Origin of the sequence: Nostoc sp. LEGE 12447 (assembly GCF_015206985.1) — a bacterium.
In the GTDB taxonomy this organism is placed as follows: domain Bacteria; phylum Cyanobacteriota; class Cyanobacteriia; order Cyanobacteriales; family Nostocaceae; genus Nostoc.
Genome location: NZ_JADEXT010000027.1, coordinates 54,922 through 76,722, shown reverse-complemented (window position 1 = coordinate 76,722; position 21,801 = coordinate 54,922). Strand labels below are relative to the sequence as shown.

The 21,801-nt window shown below is 39.8% G+C and carries 26 protein-coding genes; 7 read left to right on the top strand and 19 right to left on the bottom strand.

From position 1 onward, the window contains the following. Nucleotides 1-48 precede the first annotated feature (48 nt). The 5 genes from IQ274_RS24020 to IQ274_RS24000 form a co-directional block, all read right to left on the bottom strand. On the bottom strand, nt 49-1,263 hold the full coding sequence (locus IQ274_RS24020; RefSeq protein ID WP_228058331.1) for a hypothetical protein: 1,215 nt from the start codon (nt 1,261-1,263) through the stop codon (nt 49-51). A 784-nt stretch (nt 1,264-2,047) separates the two neighbouring features. Next, nucleotides 2,048-2,893: a NifU family protein gene (locus IQ274_RS24015; RefSeq protein ID WP_194143653.1), complete on the bottom strand. Its 846-nt coding sequence runs from the start codon at nt 2,891-2,893 to the stop codon at nt 2,048-2,050. A gap of 76 nt (nt 2,894-2,969) precedes the next feature. Continuing rightward, the gene (locus IQ274_RS24010) at nt 2,970-3,194 is read right to left on the bottom strand and encodes a hypothetical protein (RefSeq protein ID WP_163931211.1); all 225 of its coding nucleotides are present in this window, start codon (nt 3,192-3,194) and stop codon (nt 2,970-2,972) included. A gap of 8 nt (nt 3,195-3,202) precedes the next feature. Further along, nucleotides 3,203-3,469 (bottom strand): hypothetical protein, encoded by a 267-nt coding sequence (locus tag IQ274_RS24005; RefSeq protein ID WP_163931214.1) that lies wholly within the window; start codon nt 3,467-3,469, stop codon nt 3,203-3,205. A gap of 73 nt (nt 3,470-3,542) precedes the next feature. Next, nucleotides 3,543-4,511, bottom strand: a complete 969-nt coding sequence (locus IQ274_RS24000; protein ID WP_194143668.1) for a hypothetical protein — start codon at nt 4,509-4,511, stop codon at nt 3,543-3,545. An 816-nt stretch (nt 4,512-5,327) separates the two neighbouring features. On the opposite strand from IQ274_RS24000, the gene IQ274_RS23995 reads away from it, so the two are divergent. Beyond that, complete coding sequence (locus IQ274_RS23995; protein WP_194143652.1) at nt 5,328-6,290, top strand: hydrogenase small subunit; 963 nt, start codon at nt 5,328-5,330, stop codon at nt 6,288-6,290. Between the two features lie 271 nt (nt 6,291-6,561). Continuing rightward, nucleotides 6,562-8,157: a nickel-dependent hydrogenase large subunit gene (locus IQ274_RS23990; RefSeq protein WP_194143651.1), complete on the top strand. Its 1,596-nt coding sequence runs from the start codon at nt 6,562-6,564 to the stop codon at nt 8,155-8,157. A gap of 88 nt (nt 8,158-8,245) precedes the next feature. Here the strand turns inward: IQ274_RS23990 and IQ274_RS23985 are convergent, their stop codons facing one another. Next, complete coding sequence (locus IQ274_RS23985) at nt 8,246-9,913, bottom strand: DUF262 domain-containing protein (RefSeq protein WP_194143650.1); 1,668 nt, start codon at nt 9,911-9,913, stop codon at nt 8,246-8,248. Nucleotides 9,914-10,114: 201 nt separating this feature from the next. Here IQ274_RS23985 and IQ274_RS23980 point away from each other — a divergent pair, with 201 nt between their 5' ends. From IQ274_RS23980 to IQ274_RS23965, 4 genes are all read left to right on the top strand, one after another. Further along, nucleotides 10,115-10,360: a type II toxin-antitoxin system Phd/YefM family antitoxin gene (locus IQ274_RS23980; protein ID WP_194143649.1), complete on the top strand. Its 246-nt coding sequence runs from the start codon at nt 10,115-10,117 to the stop codon at nt 10,358-10,360. Next, nucleotides 10,357-10,755 carry a type II toxin-antitoxin system VapC family toxin gene (locus tag IQ274_RS23975; protein WP_194143648.1) on the top strand — a complete coding sequence of 133 codons (399 nt, stop codon included), beginning with the start codon at nt 10,357-10,359 and terminating at the stop codon, nt 10,753-10,755. Before IQ274_RS23980 ends, IQ274_RS23975 begins: the two co-directional genes overlap by 4 nt. A gap of 214 nt (nt 10,756-10,969) precedes the next feature. Then, on the top strand, nt 10,970-11,392 hold the full coding sequence (locus IQ274_RS23970) for a hypothetical protein (protein ID WP_114083647.1): 423 nt from the start codon (nt 10,970-10,972) through the stop codon (nt 11,390-11,392). A gap of 145 nt (nt 11,393-11,537) precedes the next feature. After that, nucleotides 11,538-12,011, top strand: a complete 474-nt coding sequence (locus IQ274_RS23965) for a hydrogenase maturation protease (RefSeq protein ID WP_194143667.1) — start codon at nt 11,538-11,540, stop codon at nt 12,009-12,011. Between the two features lie 19 nt (nt 12,012-12,030). Here the strand turns inward: IQ274_RS23965 and IQ274_RS23960 are convergent, their stop codons facing one another. From IQ274_RS23960 to IQ274_RS23950, 3 genes are read right to left on the bottom strand one after another with little or no spacing between them, the layout of a single operon-like run. Next, complete coding sequence (locus IQ274_RS23960; protein WP_194143647.1) at nt 12,031-12,405, bottom strand: hypothetical protein; 375 nt, start codon at nt 12,403-12,405, stop codon at nt 12,031-12,033. 18 nt (nt 12,406-12,423) lie between these two features. Beyond that, on the bottom strand, nt 12,424-13,710 hold the full coding sequence (locus IQ274_RS23955; RefSeq protein ID WP_194143646.1) for a nitroreductase family protein: 1,287 nt from the start codon (nt 13,708-13,710) through the stop codon (nt 12,424-12,426). Beyond that, nucleotides 13,673-14,161 carry an ankyrin repeat domain-containing protein gene (locus IQ274_RS23950; protein ID WP_194143645.1) on the bottom strand — a complete coding sequence of 163 codons (489 nt, stop codon included), beginning with the start codon at nt 14,159-14,161 and terminating at the stop codon, nt 13,673-13,675. The genes IQ274_RS23955 and IQ274_RS23950 overlap by 38 nt, the downstream gene beginning before the upstream one ends. Nucleotides 14,162-14,790: 629 nt before the next feature. On the opposite strand from IQ274_RS23950, the gene IQ274_RS23945 reads away from it, so the two are divergent. Continuing rightward, nucleotides 14,791-15,000, top strand: coding sequence for a TOBE domain-containing protein (locus IQ274_RS23945; RefSeq protein WP_194143644.1), 210 nt, complete (start codon nt 14,791-14,793; stop codon nt 14,998-15,000). Between the two features lie 215 nt (nt 15,001-15,215). Here IQ274_RS23945 and IQ274_RS23940 read toward each other — a convergent pair whose 3' ends face one another. The 10 genes from IQ274_RS23940 to nifE form a co-directional block, all read right to left on the bottom strand. Next, on the bottom strand, nt 15,216-15,467 hold the full coding sequence (locus IQ274_RS23940) for a FeoA family protein (RefSeq protein ID WP_194143643.1): 252 nt from the start codon (nt 15,465-15,467) through the stop codon (nt 15,216-15,218). Nucleotides 15,468-15,571: 104 nt separating this feature from the next. Beyond that, entirely contained in the window at nt 15,572-15,871 is a 300-nt protein-coding gene (locus tag IQ274_RS23935) for a 2Fe-2S iron-sulfur cluster-binding protein (protein ID WP_094339973.1), read from the bottom strand. 228 nt (nt 15,872-16,099) lie between these two features. Further along, nucleotides 16,100-16,471: a HesB/IscA family protein gene (locus IQ274_RS23930; RefSeq protein WP_012407189.1), complete on the bottom strand. Its 372-nt coding sequence runs from the start codon at nt 16,469-16,471 to the stop codon at nt 16,100-16,102. A gap of 98 nt (nt 16,472-16,569) precedes the next feature. Beyond that, nucleotides 16,570-17,373 (bottom strand): HesA/MoeB/ThiF family protein, encoded by an 804-nt coding sequence (locus IQ274_RS23925; protein ID WP_163926944.1) that lies wholly within the window; start codon nt 17,371-17,373, stop codon nt 16,570-16,572. A gap of 10 nt (nt 17,374-17,383) precedes the next feature. Then, nucleotides 17,384-17,701: a nitrogenase-stabilizing/protective protein NifW gene (gene nifW / locus IQ274_RS23920; RefSeq protein ID WP_163926945.1), complete on the bottom strand. Its 318-nt coding sequence runs from the start codon at nt 17,699-17,701 to the stop codon at nt 17,384-17,386. Beyond that, complete coding sequence (locus IQ274_RS23915; RefSeq protein WP_100900533.1) at nt 17,698-17,898, bottom strand: CCE_0567 family metalloprotein; 201 nt, start codon at nt 17,896-17,898, stop codon at nt 17,698-17,700. Before IQ274_RS23915 ends, nifW begins: the two co-directional genes overlap by 4 nt. Nucleotides 17,899-17,975: 77 nt before the next feature. Further along, nucleotides 17,976-18,452 (bottom strand): NifX-associated nitrogen fixation protein, encoded by a 477-nt coding sequence (locus IQ274_RS23910; RefSeq protein WP_100900532.1) that lies wholly within the window; start codon nt 18,450-18,452, stop codon nt 17,976-17,978. Further along, complete coding sequence (gene nifX, locus IQ274_RS23905; protein WP_012407194.1) at nt 18,449-18,862, bottom strand: nitrogen fixation protein NifX; 414 nt, start codon at nt 18,860-18,862, stop codon at nt 18,449-18,451. Before nifX ends, IQ274_RS23910 begins: the two co-directional genes overlap by 4 nt. A 191-nt stretch (nt 18,863-19,053) precedes the next feature. Further along, on the bottom strand, nt 19,054-20,391 hold the full coding sequence (gene nifN / locus IQ274_RS23900) for a nitrogenase iron-molybdenum cofactor biosynthesis protein NifN (RefSeq protein WP_163926946.1): 1,338 nt from the start codon (nt 20,389-20,391) through the stop codon (nt 19,054-19,056). Further along, nucleotides 20,392-21,774: a nitrogenase iron-molybdenum cofactor biosynthesis protein NifE gene (gene nifE, locus IQ274_RS23895; RefSeq protein ID WP_163927026.1), complete on the bottom strand. Its 1,383-nt coding sequence runs from the start codon at nt 21,772-21,774 to the stop codon at nt 20,392-20,394. Nucleotides 21,775-21,801: the final 27 nt, after the last annotated feature.

Below are 21,801 nucleotides of genomic sequence, written 5' to 3'. Positions count from 1 at the left end.
TACGAATTATGAATTACGTTAGCGTAGCGGGGCGTAGCCCATTACGAATTACGAATTATTAAACTGCCACAGCAATATTCGGTTATTTCCAGAATCAGCTATTACCAACCTATTGCCACAAATTTTTATCCCATAACACCAATTTAAACTATCTCGTTTAGGCAGCCCGAAATTCCGATTTTCACCTTTACTTTGAAAATTTATTTGTCCTGCCAACCCATCTGCCATTACACCTTGCAGTGATAAAATTGATTCCGGCTTTCTCCATCCTAACAAACGAGAATTAGCTGTATCTGCAACTACTAACCAATCGCCAGCCACAGCCACACCATAAGGCATACTCAAACTGCTAGCGCTAGGCAAATAAACCCCTTGATTCATTTCCACAAAATCAAAGCTTTTTTGTCCTAAAACCACTGCACAAGGTGCATTATTTTCTGTTGGCATTCCCTGCCAAATCATTACTCGGTGATTACCTGCATCGCTGACAACCAAATTTTCTCCCCAAAAAGCGATGTCGTGACACCAACGCATACTCGCTGCGGTTGGAGAATCACCACCGTTTTCATTGCGAGATATCATATCCGGTTGTCCCAAAACTAAATCAGCAGGTTGACCATTTTCTGTTGGTAACTGATGCCAAATTAATAGTCTTCTATTACCAGTGTCAGCAATAAATAGCTGTCCTTGATGATAGTAAACACCATAAGGCCAGTACATTGTACTAGCAGATGCTTGTTGATTACCTCGATTTGGTTCATTATCAGTAAAATTAACTTGTCCTAACACCAAATCTGCTGGAACATTATTATCTTCTGGTAAGTTTTTCCAAATCAAAACCCGATGATTCCAAGCATCGGCGACAGCTAACCCTTCGCCACAAGCACAAATGCCTGTTGGTACACTTAAGGTTGCCTTTCCCGGTGTACTTTTAGCATTTTGTCCTTCATGATAAAAGTCAGGTTGTCCAATTACCCAATCAGCCGGTTGACTATCTCTCGTGGGTAAATTCTGCCATCCTAATAATCGATGATGTCCTGTATCTGATACCCATAATGGGCCAGTTTCTGATAACAAACAAGCACCACGAGGCCCAAACATTGTTGTGGCATTGGGCGCTACAGGTATAACTAATTGTTCGGGTTCAATAATGTTGCCTAAAATTACCTCCGCACCTTGAGGTGATAGAGGCAAATATTGAGAAATTTCTGTTGCTTCTAGCGGTAATTGTGATATGGGATTACTTATGATTGGGATATCCATGAACCGCAGATAGACGCTGATAATTATTTAAAAACATTAATGTTGATTAGCGTGTAACAAGAGTAACAGTTTTGCATTATACTTTTTTCAAATCTAATTCAAACCTCTAATCAACTTCTGTATTAATCAAGCTAAAAAATCAAGATAGCCTTTAGAGGATGTTTGAAAAGTCCTATTCTCGGTATTAAATAGTTTTAGATCCCCCTAAATCCCCCTTTTTAAGGGGGACTTTGATTCCGGTTCCCCCCTTTTTAAGGGGGGTTAGGGGGGATCTAAAAATGCCTAAAGTCACAGCAAAATACTTTTCAAAAAACCTTTTAGTAAGTTTTGCTACATAGCGGATCTTTGGCATGAGTGCGCGATTTACTGAAATGAGAAAGCAAACTGGGGTTTGAGAAAGTAAAAGCTTATTTTACTTGCGGAAAACACTAAAATGAGTAAGTAAAAGCTCATTTTGCTTGCGGAAAACACCAAAATGAGTAAGCAAACTGGAGTTTGAATAAGTAAAAGCTCATTTTGCTTGCGGAAAACACTAAAATGAATAAGCAAACTGGGGTTTGAATAAGTCAAATGACCTTTTGAGAAAGTAATATGCCTTTTTACTTTCTCAAAACACTAAAATCAATACCTGAATTACACAAATGAGAATGAATTTAGGGATATTGAGAAAGCACTCAGGCATTTTGCTTGCACAAAGAATGCGCGAACTACTGAAATGAAAAAGCAAATTAGCCGTGATTGACTAATTGCCAAGTAAATTTGCTGAAATCTTACCTTCGTATTATCATTTTTGTAGTTTCACAAAAACCTTATCTTCTTTAACCTTGACTGGATACGACTGAAGCGAAACATCAGGCACGGTTAAGCATTTACCTGTCTCTAATTTGTACTGGAATCCGTGGGCAGGACAGGTAATAATACCATTTTCAACTTTACCCTTTTCTAAGGGAGATCCTAAATGAGTACAAGCATTACGGTAACATTTAACTGTAACGCCTTGACGATGTAAAATTAGTGAAGTACCAGCAAGTTGTACTGCGACTACACTAAATTCAGGAACTTCATCAAGGGTCGCTACTTTCATCCAAGTACAAGTGATTTTTGCAGAAAATGGACTGATTAAACCAGAATTCGCATTCTTAACAGCAGGGCTATTATTGACTGCAACAACTTTAGTAATTTCAGGACAATGGTTTTTTATTGCCTGTTCTACTCCCTGAGATAAAGTCAAAGTAGAAGCCGGACAACTGCTGCAAGTTCCGATTAATCTAACTTCTACTGTATCTGGTGACTTAATTGCCACTAATTCTACATCCCCATCATGGCTTTTTAAACCTGGGCGAACTTCTTCAAGGGCTGCCTGAATGCGTTGTGAGAGTGGGGGTTTTGGTGGTTTGACTAGTTCGTGATACAGTAGCACTGCATACACTAATTCATCTGCAACAGCATGACGCAAAGCTGGCATTGATTCTTGTTTTAGGCTTTTAATCAAATTAGTCAATGCAGCTTTATGCAAAGCTTCAATCGCTCTTTTTAGACCTACTGCTACACACCGTTGGCTTTCATCCCACTCGGATATAATTGCCTCAAAACGATTAATTTCCTGAATTAATTCTTCAAGGTTTGTCATTTGTTATTTGTCATTCGTCATTCGTCATTTGTCATTTGTCATTAGCATTGGGGATTGGTTGTTTATCAATGACAATTCACTTCGTTTTAAAATCCTTCAAGAGAAACGGCATAATCATGCCCGTCACTAAGCTAGATAATATGATTGGTAAGTAGAAGGGAATGGGGGCTTGTGCAAGTAACACTAGCAGTAAGAAACCTACAGCAATACCAATAGTAGTTTGCTTGACAAAAAATATTGGATTGCGTATTAGCTTTCCTTTAAAAAATAACTTGGCAGATAACCATCCTAGCTCTAACATATTTTCTCCTAATAATTTGTCAAGAAATTTAAAGCAACAAGCCCTAAGAAGATGGCAGGAATTACACCCGCAGGGGCAAATAATGCACCAAGCATTGCTGAAAGCTGATATCCTATATCTTTACCAGCTAATAGCATTCCACCAATTGCACCGCCAACCATAGCCAAGGCTGTTGCTATAATTAGCCAGACCAATTCTGTTGCTATGTTAAGATCGCCATCTACTAAACTTGTGAGAAAATTTATCAGATTTGGCGTTGTTAAAATGTCTCTCATGCTGTTTTTTCCTCATTGTTTAAGTAAAGAGTTAAAGAGTTAAGAATCAAATTAGATCCATAACCCATAACTCCTAACCCTTCATTTCTGCTTCTACATCTTGTAATGCTTGGACTACTACCTCTGCTTGTGCAATTTGTTGGTATTCTGTAAATATTTCTAAAGCATCTTGGTAGTAGATACGGGCTTGCAAAAGATTTTGAGGATTACCAGCTTCTGGTTTTTCAGGGTCGTCTGGTAAGTTGAATAGGGCGTTGGCTTTGTTGGAAATTGTGTTAGCGTACTCTAGGGGTGTATCTTTGGCGTTACGCACTTTTAACGCTTCGTCATAAGCTGCGATCGCACGTAAGTTATTCTCGACAGGATGGGAACTCACTAAATATTGCAAAGCGTTACCCAAATTATTTTGCAACATCGCATATTCTCTGGGATGATCGATCAGATTAATATGCTTTAGCGCCACCTCAAATGATTGCACAGCTAACCCTTGACGCAAGTATTCCCGTTCTGATGCTAGGGGCATAGAAAGGTAAGCGATCGCAATATTGTTATACAATATCGCGTATTCTTGGGGGTAATCTTCCCAAGTGAACACCCGCAAAGCCTCATGATAAGCCTGGATGCTGTCGGTTATTCGCGCCAAATTGAATGGCACTAACGACTGCAACACCAGCCCAAAATTCATCTGCGTTTCTGCCACTTCTTCTGGCAAAGCTAATTGTTGTAAAATCGGTAATGCCTCTTCATAACCGACTTTAGCTTGCATCAACAGTTGGTAATCAGCATCCGGTATTGCCTGTAACGTCCCCGCCATGCCCACTTTGGCCCTGGCTTTCAATAAGGGATACTCCTCACCACACATCTCGTAGGCCCGGTAATATAAGCCAACTGCATTCCGCAAGTCTTGGGCCGCTTTGGGCTTTTTTTGAAAACCCTGTGCTATCTCAATCAGCATTTGGATTTTTTCCTCTGCTGTGGCTGACTCTGAAGCAACAGCCGCTATCGCAGCCTTCACTGCTGAATCTGTAATGCTGGGGGTCATAACTCTGCCGTACTCTAGCCAATTGGGAATTGAGTCCAACACCCATGAATGAACGAGACACATTTACGCATCTCATCACGGGCCATACCGATTTACGCAGGCTTCGAGTCCTTTAGGCGGAATTCCCCTTTTGTCTGAAATTAGAGGCTAGGGATTAATGATGTTAGGGACTAAGAAAATTTTTCCCAATACCTAATACCTAATCCTCAATCCCCTAAATTGAGTGAATCAATTTTTTTACTATAAAACACTCTATTTCTAAAATTCTAGGGGGAAATTGCCAATATTAATGTCAGCTTTAAACACCTTACATTTTGATAAGGTGTTCTGTATCATGACCTGACACAACGCAGTTATTCTATATTGAATTGATAACATCTTATATATTTAAGACCTAACTTTGTTATCAAAATATAACTATTGGCTTTGAATTTAAAAATAATTTTATTTACTATTTACTTTTTTTGGTTAGTGGTGATATTTCTTAACTTACAAGACTTTCACCTCTAAAATATTAGCCCATTTATATATAAAAGTTGAGATTACAACTATCTCAAAATGATTTAAAACAGCTATCTAAAATCAGTGTGCTTCGTTTATTATTCAAGCTATAGTGAAAAATTATATTCTTGCTACAACATTGTAAGCAATCTTAAGTACATTTAAATTCTTAGCAATGATTAATTTTTATTTAACAAAAGATAATTCAATGGAAAATCCACTAATATAAATAAATAAATATTGATAAATACGTGAGACTCTACAAGCATTATTTACTAAGTCACGTATGGCAAACAATACAAAAACACCTAGCCCATGACTAACGTACTATGGCTACAAGGTGGTGCTTGTTCAGGCAACACCATGTCATTTCTCAACGCTGAAGAACCGACAGTCTGCGATTTAATTGCCGACTTTGGTATCAATATACTTTGGCATCCTTCCTTGGGGCTGGAACTAGGCAACGATTTGCAAACACTGCTACGAAACTGTATTTCTGGCACAATTCCTTTAGATATCTTGGTATTTGAAGGCAGTGTTGTTAACGCCCCCAACGGTACTGGCGAATGGAATCGGTTTGCCGATCGCGCCATGAAAGATTGGTTAGCAGACCTCGCCAAAGTTGCTAAATTTATTGTCGCTGTGGGAGACTGTGCCACATGGGGAGGAATTCCCGCAATGTCACCCAACCCCAGCGAATCAGAAGGTTTGCAATTTCTCAAACGTCAAGAAGGCGGCTTTTTAGGGAAAGATTTCGTATCGCAAGCCGGATTACCTGTAATTAATATACCTGGATGTCCCGCCCATCCCGACTGGATTACGCAGATATTAGTTGCGATCGCTACTGGACGCATAGCAGACATTGCTTTCGATGAACTAAATCGTCCCCAAACCTTCTTCAACACCTACACCCAAACAGGTTGTACCCGCAACGTCCACTTTGCCTACAAAGCATCAACCGCCGAATTTGGTCAGCGCAAAGGCTGTCTATTTTATGACTTGGGTTGTCGCGGCCCCATGACTCATTCTTCCTGCAACCGCGTCTTATGGAACCGCGTCTCTTCTAAAACTCGCGCTGGAATGCCTTGCTTAGGTTGCACAGAACCAGAATTTCCCTTCTTTGATCTCAAACCAGGAACAGTATTCAAAACCCAAACAGTAATGGGAGTTCCCAAAGAATTACCGCCAGGAGTGAACAAAAAAGACTACGCCTTACTCACAATGGTCGCCAAAGACGCAGCACCACCTTGGGCAGAAGAAGACTTTTTTACAGTTTAGTCATTTGTCATTGGTCATTAGTCATTTGTCCTTTGTGATTTGACCAATGACTATAACCCAATACAGTTCAGAATGAGCAACAAAACACTTGTAGAGACGGCGATTTATCGCGTCTTGAAAACCCAAGCGTATTAGACTATAACCTTTCACACTCCCATCAACGATAAATCAAGGGTTTCGACCATTTTGCAGGAGAGGCGAGTGAATAATTACCAATGACAAATGACAAATGACCAAGGACAAATAACAAATGACAAAGGACAAATGACAAATGACAATTCAATCATTAGACATTTCGCCCGTCGGTAGAGTTGAAGGCGATTTAGATGTTCGAGTTGATATTGAACATGGAAGAGTAGTCAACGCCTGGACACACGCGGAATTATTTCGCGGATTTGAAGTTATCCTACGCGGTAAAGATCCGCAAGCCGGATTAATAGTCACACCTCGCATTTGCGGAATTTGTGGCGGTTCTCACCTAACTTCTGCATCTTGGGCATTAGATACAGCTTGGGAAACAGAAGTTCCCCGTAATGCAATTTTAGCCAGAAATCTTGGCCAAATTGTCGAGACAATTCAAAGCATCCCCCGCTATTTTTATGGACTGTTTGCCATTGATTTAACAAATAGAAAATACCGCAATAGTCGCTATTATGAGGAAGCTGTTAAACGTTTTGCCGCCTTCACTGGCAAATCTTACGAACTAGGCATAACAATTTCTGCTAAACCTGTAGAAATTTATGCACTATTAGGCGGACAATGGCCTCATTCTAGCTACATGGTTCCTGGTGGTGTGATGTGCGCCCCAACCTTAACAGACATCACCCGCGCTTGGGCGATTCTCGAATATTTCCGCACCAATTGGTTAGAACCAGTGTGGTTAGGTTGTTCTTTAGAACGCTACGAACAAATTCAAACTTATGACGATTTCAGAGATTGGTTAGATGAAGACCGAAATCATCGAGATTCCGACTTAGGTTTTTATTGGCGCATGGGTTTAGACATTGGTTTAGATAGATATGGCGCTGGTGTTGGTAAATATGTGACTTGGGGATATTTAGCCCATGAAGATAAATACCAAAAGCCGACTATTGAAGGGCGAAATGCGGCGATGATCATGAAAAGTGGAGTGTACGACAGCTTCGCAGACACTCATGTTTTAATGGATCAGTCATTTACCCGCGAGAATACAACTCACTCTTGGTACGATGAAGGGACAGCAGATATTCACCCTAGCGATCGCACGACTAAACCCACTGCAATCAATACCAAAGACTTCGATAACGCCTACTCTTGGTCGAGTGCAGTCCTTCACAAAGACTTCGGACGTTTGGAAACTGGCCCCTTAGCGCGGCAATTAGTAGCTGGTGGTCAACATGGCGAATCTTGGCAACACTACGACGGTTTTATCCTCGATGTCTTCAAACAAATGGGTGGGCCTAGTATTCATGTGCGTCAGCTTGCACGACTTCACGAAATTGTCAAGTTATATCGCCAAGCCGAACACTGTTTGCGCGAATTTAAGTTAAATGACCCTTGGTATATCAAACCCAAAGAAAAAGATGGACGCGGTTGGGGTGCAACGGAAGCAGCGCGGGGTTCTTTATCTCACTGGGTGGAAATAGAGGGCGGTAAGATTAAGAATTACCAAGTCATCGCCCCAGGTACTTGGAATATTGGCCCTCGTGATGGTGAAGGAATTCGCGGCCCAATTGAAGAAGCGTTGATTGGGACACCCATTTACGATTCTAGCGATCCGGTGGAAGTTGGTCATGTGGCGCGATCGTTTGATTCATGTTTGGTGTGTACAGTCCACGCCCATGATGCTAAAACTGGTGAAGAGTTGGCGCGTTTTCGGACTGCTTAAGTTTAAACGCAAAGTGGCGCGAAGGTAAGCGCGGAGGTACGCAAAGAATTTTCTATCGTACCTCTATCTTACTTTTAAATAGTAGTATTTACTCAATAGTTGTTAACTCTTCTTCAAAATCATCAACTAAATTCGATTGTCCTTTTTTGTCTATTTCCTGCTTAATGATTCTTTTGGAAATTTCTCGACTCACAATTTTTGCTCTTTCAGATAAAAACTGCTCATAATCATCATTCCAAATCCCAAAACTATCTAAATTTTCTATTAAATGAGTTCTCATAGTAGTTTCCAAGTCATGATTTATTGCTTGAAATTTAGCCATGTACTTTGAAGGTGCATTTGCCTTAATTTCTCTTTTATTTAAAAAGTCGTCTACTATGGTGATGTTTAGAATATGGTTGATGTACCAATCTAAATAATCCTGTTTTTTTAAATGTGCTTTTGGGAAAAAATGATGATAATTTTTGCTATTTGCTTGTTTTAACCAATAGTTACTGACATTGACGATAGAGTTATCATTAAATGACTTTGGTTGATGATACACATATATACACAATATTGCTTTAATATAGCTTCTAGACGTACTAAACCAACCATTATCCTTAATAAATTTTGGAGAAGTATCAATTGACCAGTCATAGCTGGGTAAATCTCCGACAAGAATTTCATCTATTCTTTTTATATCTTGTGCTAATTTACTTTCTACAGAAGAAGAATAGCGTCCAGATAAAGAACATCTCCAGAAAAAATCCTCTAGATATCTTTGTTTATCACCAATTGGTCTATCTTGGTGGTGGAAGAAGAAATACGAAAAGGGAACGATTAAGGCATTATATGGAAGTAATTGAGAAACCGGAATACGATAAAAATTTCTGAAATACTCTACACTGCGTTCAATAGAATCTATTGCTTTATCCCAAACATCAATAAAACTATTCTTATCTAGTTTTAATATGACTTTTCTTTGACACTCTTTAGAGAGAAGGATTGAAACAACTTGTAGCACAGTAGCATCTGAAATAGTCTCATAATTGAGAGGCTTGAGATTTTCTATCAACTCTTGAAATTTTTCTGTTAAATCAAATTTTTTTTCATAATCAAACGTTTTAGCAGCCATAATCTCAAATAAAGACAAAGCTTGACCACTAACGTTAATCCTTGTAAAAATCTCTGTGGCTATATCTATCGGTGCATCTTTGACTTGAATTATTGAATATTGATAGCTTTCAATCCTGTTTTTATAAGTTTGAAGTTTGTCATGATACTTATGAGGATATGATGCTAGAAGCATAAAATCCCCTTTAAGTAAATTGAGAATACTGATCAAACTCTTTTGATCTTTATCCTCAACATCAGTAATGACTATTTGCTCAGAATCTTCAGCTTCCAAATCGATGAATATTTGTGAGAAATTATCTTTTCTTCCGTCTTCTCTAGTTAAAATAACGCCTTGCAGACTAGCAAACAAGCTAGTTAATCGCTGTTGTCCATCTAAAACGTAATCAACAAACTCACCTGGCTTTGGTTCAGGTAAATCTAGCTTACCAATTTTTTTCACGGAGCGAAGACGTTCATTAGTGCGCCAAAAAATGAATGTACCAATGGGATAGCCTTTGATAATGCTGTCAATAAGAGCAGCAGATTTCTGCATTGTCCAAACGAATTCTCTTTGAAATTGTGGAATTTTAATTTGACCATTTTTAATTTCTCCTACCAAAGTTGAAAATATTTTGGTTTGAGGTTCTGGTAGTTTCATGTCGCACTCCTAGACAAATTTTTTATTTTGGCCGCTTCATCATAGCCTTCGTAATCAGCTATGTCAGCAAAGTGAAACAAAAAACTAGTATCTAATTGTTTGATCGGTTATACGTATAAACCAAGTGTTGACGAAAAACGATCGCTCTTGCACCACTATGACAACCAGACTAAACTTAGTTTACAGACTTAGTTTAATCTTATGGAAACTGTAAATATTCATCAAGCTAAAACGAATCTCTCAAAGCTGTTGTCGCGCGTAGAACTTGGAGAAGAAATCATTATTTCCAACCGAGGTATTCCGATCGCTAAGTTGGTTCCGTTTCGATCCTCATCAAATCGACTCAATAGTTTAGGACAAGATAAAGGGCGTTTCGTAGTACCAGATGATTTCAATGCCCCTTTGCCAGAAGAAATTTTAGCAGCATTTGAGGGCGGTGAAGATTGAAACTCTTGCTAGATACGCAGTGCTGGTTATGGTGGTTTACCCAACCAGAGCTTTTGAATGAAGCAGCAATCGCCCATATTGCGGATGAAACCAATGAATTGTGGCTCTCAGTTGCCAGCATTTGGGAAATGGGGATAAAAGTTGCGATCGGCAAGTTACCACTGGCAGACCCCTTAGACAGTTATATTTCTAGTCGGATGACGGTGTTGGCAATGCGCTCACTAGAAATTACAGCTTCTCATGCTTTACAAGCGGCTGCATTACCTTTGCACCACCGAGATCCTTTTGACAGAATGTTGATTGCACAGGCTCAGATAGAAGAAATGACGCTTGTGAGTGCCGATTCAATGTTTAATAAGTATGACATTTCCCTAATTTGGGCAGCCAAATCTTAAGTCTACGTATTTACTACTTCGGCGACTACATTTGCTATTTCGGTTATCACTCCACCAACTCTTTTAACTTAGTAAAAATCTGGTGATAACTAATGGACTATTCCCAATGCCTGATATTCAAAACTCGTAGCGTACCACACTAAAACTTATAGAAATAGTGGGTTAGGCTTGCCTTAATGCATTTGCATAAAACAGCAATTTACACGGTAAGCTTGTGTCTGATTTAGCGCTACATAATTATCTCCCTCGCGTTCCCGATGCAGCATTGCAAGAATACATAGAATGGTGTGTTTTAGAGCAGGCTCAAGCCGCAGAATGTAACTTTACTCCTGATAGAAGTAAGTTAGATAATTTGCCACCAGAAGACTATGTTCCTAAACTTGTCGAGCAGTTCATGAAAGTTAAACCAGACCCAATTAAAGCTGGTTTGGTAGCTGCGATCGCTGGCAAGGAAGCTGACAAACACGCTTTATCCGGTTTAGCGATTGCGGCTGATTTTGTATCTCTTTATGTCAAGTATTTAATTCCTAAAGAGGGAAGTACTAAAGAACAGGCTGAAGAGATATTAACTCAAGCATCACAACATCAGTATGAGAAACTAACTGAAGTTGCCAAGAAACATGGTGTAGATTTATAGTTTCCGACTGATAAATTATTTTTCAGAGGCTTTGACTAATAATATAGACAAAGCCTCTGTTTCAGTCACTACTGTTTATCTGATCTACAGCCTACTCGATACCAGTACTCATACATTGGTTCATACAAGTAATCGTCATTATTCGATGCTAACTATTATTGGTTGTGGAAATCTCAATCGCAATGACGACGCAGTAGGCGTAATCATTGCCCAACGCTTACAAAAATATCTAGCTGAAAACCCTCACCCTAACGTGCAAGTTTATGACTGTGGCACCGCAGGGATGGAAGTAATGTTTCAAGCTAGAGGTAGTAAACAATTAGTAATTATTGATGCAAGTTCAACTGGTTCAGAACCGGGTGCTGTGTTTAAAGTTCCAGGAAAAGAACTGGAAGCGTTGCCAGAACCTAGTTATAACTTGCACGATTTTCGCTGGGATAATGCTTTAGCCGCCGGACGGAAAATCTTTCAAAATGACTTTCCCGAAGATGTGATAGTTTATTTAATTGAGGCGGCAAATCTTGGTTTGGGACTAGAGTTAAGTCCTGTTGTCAAACATTCTGCTGATTTAGTTTTTGAAGAGGTAGCTGCACTTATCAAACAGAATATCAACTTTTAATTAACAATCCAAAATCAAATCAAGCCCAATCCCGATAAACAGAAAGTTCATCTACCCTCATTTCAAAAGGTATACCTTGACTTTCTGGCGGACAAACACGGATTTTAGCACTGTTAACAATTCCATAGAGTAATGTCCCCATTGGCACGATTTTTTGCAAAATACGCCAATTAATAACTTGATCAGGACATTCAATTACCAATGTCAGAGCATTGGCGTGGGTTGTGACATACCACCGGCAATCAGACAGCAGATTTTGAATATTGCGATCGCACGCTTCATAAAAGTATCTACTAATAGAATCCTCTAGCTGTTGCCGCAGTATAATATCTGCTGATGTCGGTTGCATAGGATGCGAATCATCACTATTAAAGTAATACATATTTCTAGTCATCTCTCTTTAGCTTACTACTTATCTTCCAATCACCATTCCATAAAGTACATCTTTATTTGTTTCTAATAATTCCTGGGTTTCATTATCATAATAAGCACCAATTCCACTACACTGAATCCCCAAATAATTACTAGTTAAATAAAGTCTCTGTCCCAAAAAACCAGCTATTTGCATAGCAGTTTGGTAGTTTAAATAATCTGACACAAAAAATAAAGTTACAGCGCTATCTTTAGCAATAGCCTGATTAATACATAAGTAACCTGTCTTTTCACTAAAATTACCTGTCTTAACCAGATACGTACCTTTATATAACCCAGATGTCATTCCCTCTACTCGATGCACGACTGAGTAAATTTCTATTTCCTCATAGTTTTCTGTCGGTATTGACTGTTGAATTTGCTGCACTATATATAAATAATCTTCTTGAGAAATAGACTCTTTCCGGAAACGTCTAATAGAACGTCTATCCCAAACAACTTGATAAAATTTATCTTTGTCGAATTCAAATTGAGGATATTCTAATTGCTGCTGGCGGCTATTTTGTAGAGTAGTTGCTTGATAGCCATCTTCAATAAATTGATTGGATTCAAAATAATCAGTACCAGAAACAAAAGGAACTTTCAGCCTTAATCGTCTGATTTTTTTATCTTGTACTTCTCCTGACATCGCACAAGCAGTAATAAACTCTTTATTCTCAAATCCCAAATCTGAATTGAGAGCAAGTTTATCAAAGTCGAAAATTAATTGTATATCTCGGTTATGGAGAAAAGCTGAAGCTGCAACTGCACCTAAATGGTGTCCGCTATCTAAGAAGCAATATCTTATGCTTCTGTTTTGATATTTCCAGCTAGACCTATAATAAACACAACTAATTAAAAAGATGAATCCGTTGATACATTTACCCGGTATAATATAATTCTCCAACCCATCATCAATTAATTCATAGATGAGAGTTAGACAATTATTCTCAACTTCTAGATGGTATATACCATTTACCATTCCCTCAATTCCACGAACCTGTACGTAAACTTCCGTAGGATATAGAGCGCCTGCTGATGGATTCACCCGCAGTTTATAAGGGCCATCTTTATATACTTTTTCTAGTGTTATCGCACTGGTTAACGAGATAAAAGAGTGAACAGGATTATTGAGATTTAATTTCACTCTCCGATAAAACTTTGGATAAACTTTAAATGCAGATGGCTGTGTTGAAGCATCTACATAATTTGGATCGAGTTGTACTGATAAGTAAGAATGCTTGGTAGCGTCATGATAAGCTTTGCCCGACATCTGACTTAATGGCATTTTTAAGTATCCTTAAAACTTCTACATTGCTGGCAAAATCGATAGCTTTATAGTCGTCTAAGTTTTTCAAATATAAGTTAGGATGATGTTGTAAAAGTAACTTGACGACTTCTGTTTTTCCGGCTGATGCTGCATACATTAAAACGGTTGCACCGTTATCATTTTGGTTATCAATATTAATGTTGGCAGCCAACAGTAAATTAATTAACTCATAGTGATTACCAAAACAAGCAAACCACAAAGCATTGTTGCGATCGCTATTTCGAGCGTTGATATCTACACCTGTATCAATTAGCTCTTTGACGACTTCATACATTCCTTCTCTTGTAGCTTTCATTAAAGCTGTATCGCCATTTTCGCCTGGCTGATTTAAATCGCCAGGGTTATAGCCTTTTGCTATTAGCCATTTGGTTGTGGCTTCACTCAAGTCTTGTCTGTTTAATTGACTCATAATTATTTTTTCAACGTCACACGATTAAGTATTTTCTAAGCAATTTTATGCTTGGAAAACTTAATGGTGGGCATTACCCACCATTACTTTAAAATCTTATACGAGTAGCTAAAGTATTGTTGTTTGCCAAAGCAACTTTGCTAGGTATTTAAAAGTTTAGTAAAACGAAAAAATATTTCCCCACTCCCTAGTCTCCGCCCTTACCCAGCAATTCGATTTTGGTTTGCTTGAGTACTAAGTTAACTAGCAACAATTTAGCTTAGTTATATATTATCACTCTGATAAGTTTGAATTATGAATCATTTATAAAGATCCCTGGATATATCTAGAAAAAATATTTAAAAACAATTAAAGTGCAGTATTGTTTACAATCTAATTTCATTATCCAGACTAATAGCAAATATACTTTTGCGTAAGTTCCCCTAGCTTTAACAATGGTCTTAAGCCCATTATTAAAGCTAAAATTTGATACCATTTTTCCATTAAATGTTGTTTTTAATAAAAACGAATTATGATCTTGAGATTTACTTTATACATCTAAGACTTATTAAGAAATTTAAAACATTTTCTTTTTTCAAGCCAAATTTGCTAACTTATTTAAGTATAAATAAGTAAAACACACACAAAACATGGAAATTAGCGCTCGCAATTCTCTCAAAGGTACTGTAAAAAAAGTTGTGCCTGGTACAGTTAACACTGAGATAATTTTAGAAATTGCACCAGGAGTAGAGTTAGTGTCAATAATCACAAAATCATCAGCAGAAAAGCTGGGACTTGCAGAAGGCAAGGAGGCTTATGCCGTGATTAAATCATCAGATGTGATAGTTGCTGTTGAGTAAAAATAGGCAAGTTGCCTTTTATTGCAAGCGCCTCTATCACTAATATCAAATTGCATTTATATCTCTCAATTTAATGACCTCACTCCTTGAATTAATATAGGAGTGAGGCCAATTTAATTCGTAATTCGTAATTCGTAATTGCTATAGATGGTTTTAATTACAAATTCAAAATTTTTTGTTCAAGAGAATATTATTTATTATATATTTTAATTAGTTCAATTATCAATAATGCGGACATAAATAGCTTGAATGCTTTCTGTATCTAGTGCTAAAGAGGTATTTTCTATTTTAAAAATAAATGATGGAAAGTTTTGTTCTAAAGTAATAGTAATTCCTGGTGTTACCCCTATTGATATTAGTCTGTTTAAGATTCTTTCATCCTTACTTTTATAGAAGGTGACGATTCCTCGCTCTCCCTTTCTCAATAACTCTAATGAACAGCCAGTAATACTAAAAGGGGTAAACATTTGAATTATAAATTAATAATTTTGAAGGGAAGAAGGAAGTATATTTTCATCCTTCATCCTTCATGCTTTATTTGGTTGCCAAAGACAACAACCAAAGTAATACTTTATACGAGATATGCTTCTTGATGTGTTTTGATTGTGCAATTAGAACGAGGATAAGTTACACAAAGTAGAGCGTATCCTTTAGAAACCTGATCGTCATCCAGGAAGTTTTGATCTTCTTGATTAACTTCACCTTCAACAACCTTACCTACACAGCTAGAGCAAGATCCTGCATGACATGAAAAAGGCAATTCAATACCATTTTCTTCTGCTGCTTCTAAGATGGTAGTTTCTTCATCAACTTCAATTGTGGTGTCGATGTCTTCTTTTTTGTTGATTAATCTAACTTGGTAGGAAGCCATTTTCCGATTCTCCTCAAACGTTATACAGTTGGTTTATTTCCGAAGTTTTTGAGCAACCTATCCTACTTTTTGTTCTCCTTCTTCTTACAGAGATGCAAAGTTTAGTCGGCTTCTCTATAAGGGTGAGGAATGCAAAGCGAACTAGAGGCTACCTTAAGGGCATTGAAACTCTGTGGAATGCATCTATGGGAAGCCTCTACAATCAGACTTGGCCCTAACAGAATGATGTTAGCTGCAAGGTACACCAGTAGGCGTGCCGTCGTCTGTTTTGAAGGACTTTCCACAACCGCAGGTATCAGTTGCATTGGGGTTGATGAATTTAAAACCGCTTTCCATCACTCCCTCAACGAAGTCAACGATAACTCCATCTAATAACGGCGCACTTTTGGCATCAACGTAAACTACCACTTTGCCTTGGTGACTTACCAAATCATCTGGTTGAGGTTTGCTGGTGATATCGATCGCATATTCATAGCCACTGCAACCACCATCTTTTACCGAGATCCGGACACCTTTAGTTGCGCCGTCAGCGTCGGGTGCTGAACCTTTGAGGAATGCTCGCAGATGAAATTCTGCTTTTTCTGATAAGATAACGGCCATCAGTTCTCCTGATTTGTAGCGATTAGTTGTTCTGATTTCAGGTGGGGTTGTCCTTTGTCAGTTGTCCTTTGTTATTCACTAATGACTAATGACAAAAATTAAGTATTTTGTGCAATACCTGTGGGTTCCATCGAATTGGATTGTGCGTGTCTCCAAGGCGCACTATTACCGCATACTGGACAAGAGCGATCGCGGTGAGAACGGCGTTTAGCAAATTCCATCCGATTTAGGTCGATTGTCAGCAATTGCGATAATAGAGGCTGACTAAACCCGGTGATCAGCTTGATAGCTTCCAGTGCTGTTAAACAAGCTAGGGTTCCAGAAACAGCACCTAGAACTGAAAAGCCGCGCTGATCCCACTCAGGCTTTTCTGGAAACAGACAAGACAAACAAGGAGTCACACCAGGAATAATCGTTGTCAGGTAAGCCTCCATCCCATTCATTGCGGCTTCCACCATTGGCTTACGCGATCGCACACAGGCTTCGTTTAACAAATTGCGCTCTGTAAAATTGTGGGCGCAATCAAGAGCCATATCAGCAGATTGCACTAACGAATCTACATTTTCCGGGGTGATATAATCATGAACAGCTTCCACTTGGACATCAGGATTAATCGCATCCAGAGTTTCTTTAGCTTTGAATACCCTTGGCTTACCTACCCAATCATCAGTCATGAGAACCTGACGATTCATATCATCTTGCCGCAAGTCACCACCCCGGACTAGGATTAGCCGCCCAACGCCCGCTACTGCTAAGTAAAGCGCCGCCGTACCGCCTAATCCCCCCACACCTGTAACCAAAACCGTCGCTGACTTCAGGCGTTTCTGTGCTGTTTCGCCAAAATTTGGAAGCATCATTTGGCGACGATAGCGTTCTAATTCGGTAGGCGTTAGGTTAACCAATTTATACCTCCTAATCAGAAGTGATTTCTGTCAGTGTGACTACATTTTTCGGCTTGTCGTTAAACACTTTGAACAGCTTTTGTTCATAAGCTGTCGATTCGATAAATACCTGATAAGCTTTTTGCAAAGCCAAAGAATATTGATTTAATTTCTCTTCTTGACTTAAATCAGGAGAATTATCATCAATTTCCTGCATATATTGAGAAAACTTTTTCAGAATATGTAGGCGATGTACATTTACAACTTCTAAGTCGTAGGACATATTAAAGAATTGGAAAAATTCTTCTGCATCTACGAGCTTCTTGAATTCATCAATAGTTCGAGTCATTTGGCATTCTCCAATTGTTTCAGATGTTGCTTAAGCTCATCTAACTGGCGATAGATTTCATAAGTTGCGGCGGCAACATCCATAAGTTGGTTGTAATCTGTTGGTAGCCCTTCAGCTAAATCATGCAGATCCATTTTCATTTGACCTGCTTTGCTGTTAAGCCGTCTGATTTGTCCTTGTAGTTCCTCAATTGTCATTTGTCCTTCGTCCTTCATCTTTTGTCATTAGTCATTTGTCTTTTACTAATGACCAATGACCAATGACCAATGACTAATTAAATTTTGCCAACTTCAGGAAAGCGCTTCGCCAAATCAAGACCTTTTTTGACGTAGTTTTCTCCCTCTTCTGCTAATTTCTCTAGCGAGTCAAAGCCAAAGCGATGAGCATCTCGCAGGGTTTTCACAGTTAGCAAAAGACGACCAGAAAAAACTAGCGCCCAGCCAAATCCTTCATGGCTCAAATCAACTACAACCTGGGATATCAAACCTGTTTCTTGTTCAATACCAGCCGCTACAGCTCGAAAAAATGCCATAATCCGGGCTTGAGTTACCGCATCAACTTCGCCTTCAACGGAGATTTCCCGTTTCTTTTGTTTGGTAACAATAAAGGGTTTGAGAATCAACTCATCCGACCAAGTACGATAAACTCCATAACTGTCTTGACCACGGATTTGTTTGATTAAGACCTTCAAAAAAGGTGAGTTCAAGACTTCAGTTGTAGCGGTTCCGTTCACACTATTATTTGCGGTCATACTGTTGCTTCGTCTTCAATTTCATCAGCAAAGTTTGTGGTTTTTGGCTGTAAAGCTTTACGCAACCAAGGTGGAGGATTACCTTTGAGGGTTTTCACTAGCTTATTTAGCACTTCACTAATTTCTTCTTCTTCCGATCGCGCCTTCACTGGGGTGACACCTTTCTTGATTAACCGAGCGGCGGCACTACCACCAATTGCTGTTACGTAAACAATCGTACAGTCACCTATTGCTTCAAGTTTTGGGGTGATTTTGTCTTCATTCCCGTCTTCTTTGAGTTCGCCTTCAAAGGTGAGGGTTTCTACGAAGTGATATCCCTCATCGGTAATTTCGTAAACATCAATCATTTTTGCCCATCCGAAGTGAGCATTAATATGAACTCGGTCGCTCGTCGTGAAGGCTATTTTCATTGTAATTCTCCTCTCTAAAGTTTTGAATTTTGAAGCAATACGGTTCAGTTAGTAATATTTAGCCTTGGAAGATCCCCCCAACCCCCCTTAAAAAGGGGGGCTAATTTAAGACTTGCTCTATTCCCTCCTTTTTAAGGAGGGTTAGGGAGGATCAACTCTTAACTGAACTGTTTTGAATTTCAAGTGTGAATTCAAAACTCTGCGCTCACAGTTCCGAACTCTTGGAACTGTTTAACTCTCGCTTCTTCTGCCTCTAAAAACAGGTTGCCGATGCCAAATAAAAGCTCCATCGTGCCTCGATAGCCAACTTTGGTAAATTGACCATTACCTAAGCGGTCATAAATGGGCAATCCTAAACGATAAAGAGGAATCGAGAGGCGTTTTGCGATCGCACCCACATTGGAGTTACCAATCAGCAAATCAGAACCGCCTGCTAGACTCTCAAAGTCTTCTAAGTCGCCGATGGTAATGCTTTTAACCGGGAGTTTTTCTAAGAGGTGCGATCGCGTGGTTGTCACCACTGCATGAATTTGCGCTCCCATCGATTGCAGGAAATGCACGGTTGACCACAACAAATCTGGTTCCAGTGCTAGGGAAACTCGCTTTGCACCGAAGTAAAAATGAGTGTCCAACATCGCATCTTGCAACTGACGACGTTGGCGGCGGTATTTTTCGGGTACGCTGTTACCGCTCAGAATCGCCAATGCTTGGATAAATTCATCTACTGGTTCTAATCCAGTTAGTTCGCCAAACACTTCGTAAGGTGTGCCAAAGCGTTCTTCGAGAATCTTGGCAGCCCCCCGCATACTTTCACCCAATGCCAGGGTAAAGGCAGAACTACCTACTTCTCGTAGCTGTTTTAAGGTAGTGCCACTGACTGTAACCGCACTATAATTATCCTCTAAATGTCCATCTAGAGAAGCGCCAAGGTCAGGTACAAAGATCGGCACTAATCCAAAGGATGTGACTATCTCTTTGATTTCCTGTACATCCCCAGGTGTGAAGGCAGAACCCGCCAAAATTGTGACTTGTTCAGTTCTGAGTCCACCCGCGCGAGGAATTTCCTTAACGATGCTTTCCACAGCGACAGCAAAGCCATCTTGCAACGCACCTTTAAAATCTGGGGTAGGTGCAAAAACGATCGCTAAATCATTCAATTCTGGATGGCGATCGCGGATTTCCTTCAGAAAACCTTCAATATCATCTCCTCTAGTTTCCGTTAACCCAGTGGTACATAAACCAATAATTTCCGGGTTAGCCTTTTCCACCAGAGTCAGAATTGCTTGCTCCACATTCTCTTCACCACCCAAGATTGTAGTGACTTCCGTCATCGCTGTCGTAGCAAGGGGAATCGCTTCCCGGAAATGCCGCACGAGAACAACTTTGGCGAAAGCAGTACAACCTTGAGAACCGTGGAATAAGGGCATCGTCCCTTTCAATCCCAAAAAGGCTAAGGTTGCGCCCAAAGCTTGACTTTGCTTGAGGGGATTAACTGTCAGTGCTTTGTTAGAAGCGGTAACGATCGCCATTTAAACTTCCTCCTCTTCTTCCCAAGGAGCGGGTTTGCGTATTTGTTCCCAAATCGGGCTATACAGAGCTTCGTACAGTTCCCGCGCCATCTCAATCATTCCCACATAACCTGCATAGGGATGGTGGCGTTCTTGGTTGATATCAAGGAAAGGAATCCGAGCTTTCAAAGCTGTGTATTGGTTACGTCCACCAGCAATCAGCATATCTGCGCGAGTGTCTTTAACCAGTTGTAGCAATTCTTGAGCGTTGCCTTTCTCTAGCATGATGCCATCGTTGCCAATCAACTTCTTGATTTTGGCTTTATCTTCTTCAGTACTTTTCCGAGTACTAGTAGCAACAACTTCAATGCCTAAGTCTCTAGCAGCCGAAATAATCGACCAACTCTTGACACCACCTGTATACAACACAACCCGCTTACCTTTGAGCCGAGCGCGATAAGGAGCCAATGCCAAATCTAAAGCAGCCGTTTCTTCTGCAATTAGCTTTTCTGTCCGCTCCTGTAAATCAGCGTCGCCTAATTTAGCGGCGATGTTTCGCAGACAGCGATTCATATCATCGATGCCGTAGAAAGACTCTTCAATGTAAGGGATGTTGTAACGCTCCTCCATCTTTCTCGCCATATTGAGCAGCGCTCGTGAGCAGATCATGACGTTGAGCTTGGCGCGGTGGGCGTAGCGAATTTCATTGTAGCGAGCATCGCCCGTAATTTTAGACAAAATACGGATGCCTAATTTTTCTAGCAGTGGTGTTACTCCCCACATTTCACCGGCGATGTTGTATTCACCGATTAAGTTAATATCATAGGGCGTTGTATGTTCCGGTTCTGCTGTTCCGACAACATATTCTAATAAAGATTCGCCGCCAAAACGGTTGCCGAGATTTTTACTGCCAATGAATCCTGGAGCAATGACGGGAACAACAGGAGTACCAATTTTCTCAGCCGCCGCTTTGCAGACTGCATCGATATCATCGCCAATTAAGGCTGTAACGCAAGTGGCATAGACAAATACTGCTGCTGGTTGGTAGCGCTCGTGAAGTTCTAGAATTGCTTTGTAGAGTTTCTTTTCGCCACCGAAGATGACATCATTTTCACCCAAGTCTGTGGTAAAGCCCATTTTGTAGAGTTGAGGGCCAGACGACAGACTACCACGACTGCCCCAGGAATTACCAGCACAGGCGATCGGCCCGTGGACTAAATGAGCAGCATCTGCGATCGGCACTAGAGCAATCATTGCACCATCAAAGGCACAGCCCCCTTGAGCCGCGCCAGGTTGTGCCTGTTGGGCGCAAGATTTGTTTTTCTTTTCGGATTGTTTGTGCTGATTATGTTCGCATCCTGTCTCAGTCAGCAGCTCGTTGATTTTGCCTTGGGTGCTTTTCATCTCTCTTCTCTTAATTGTTAATTGTCC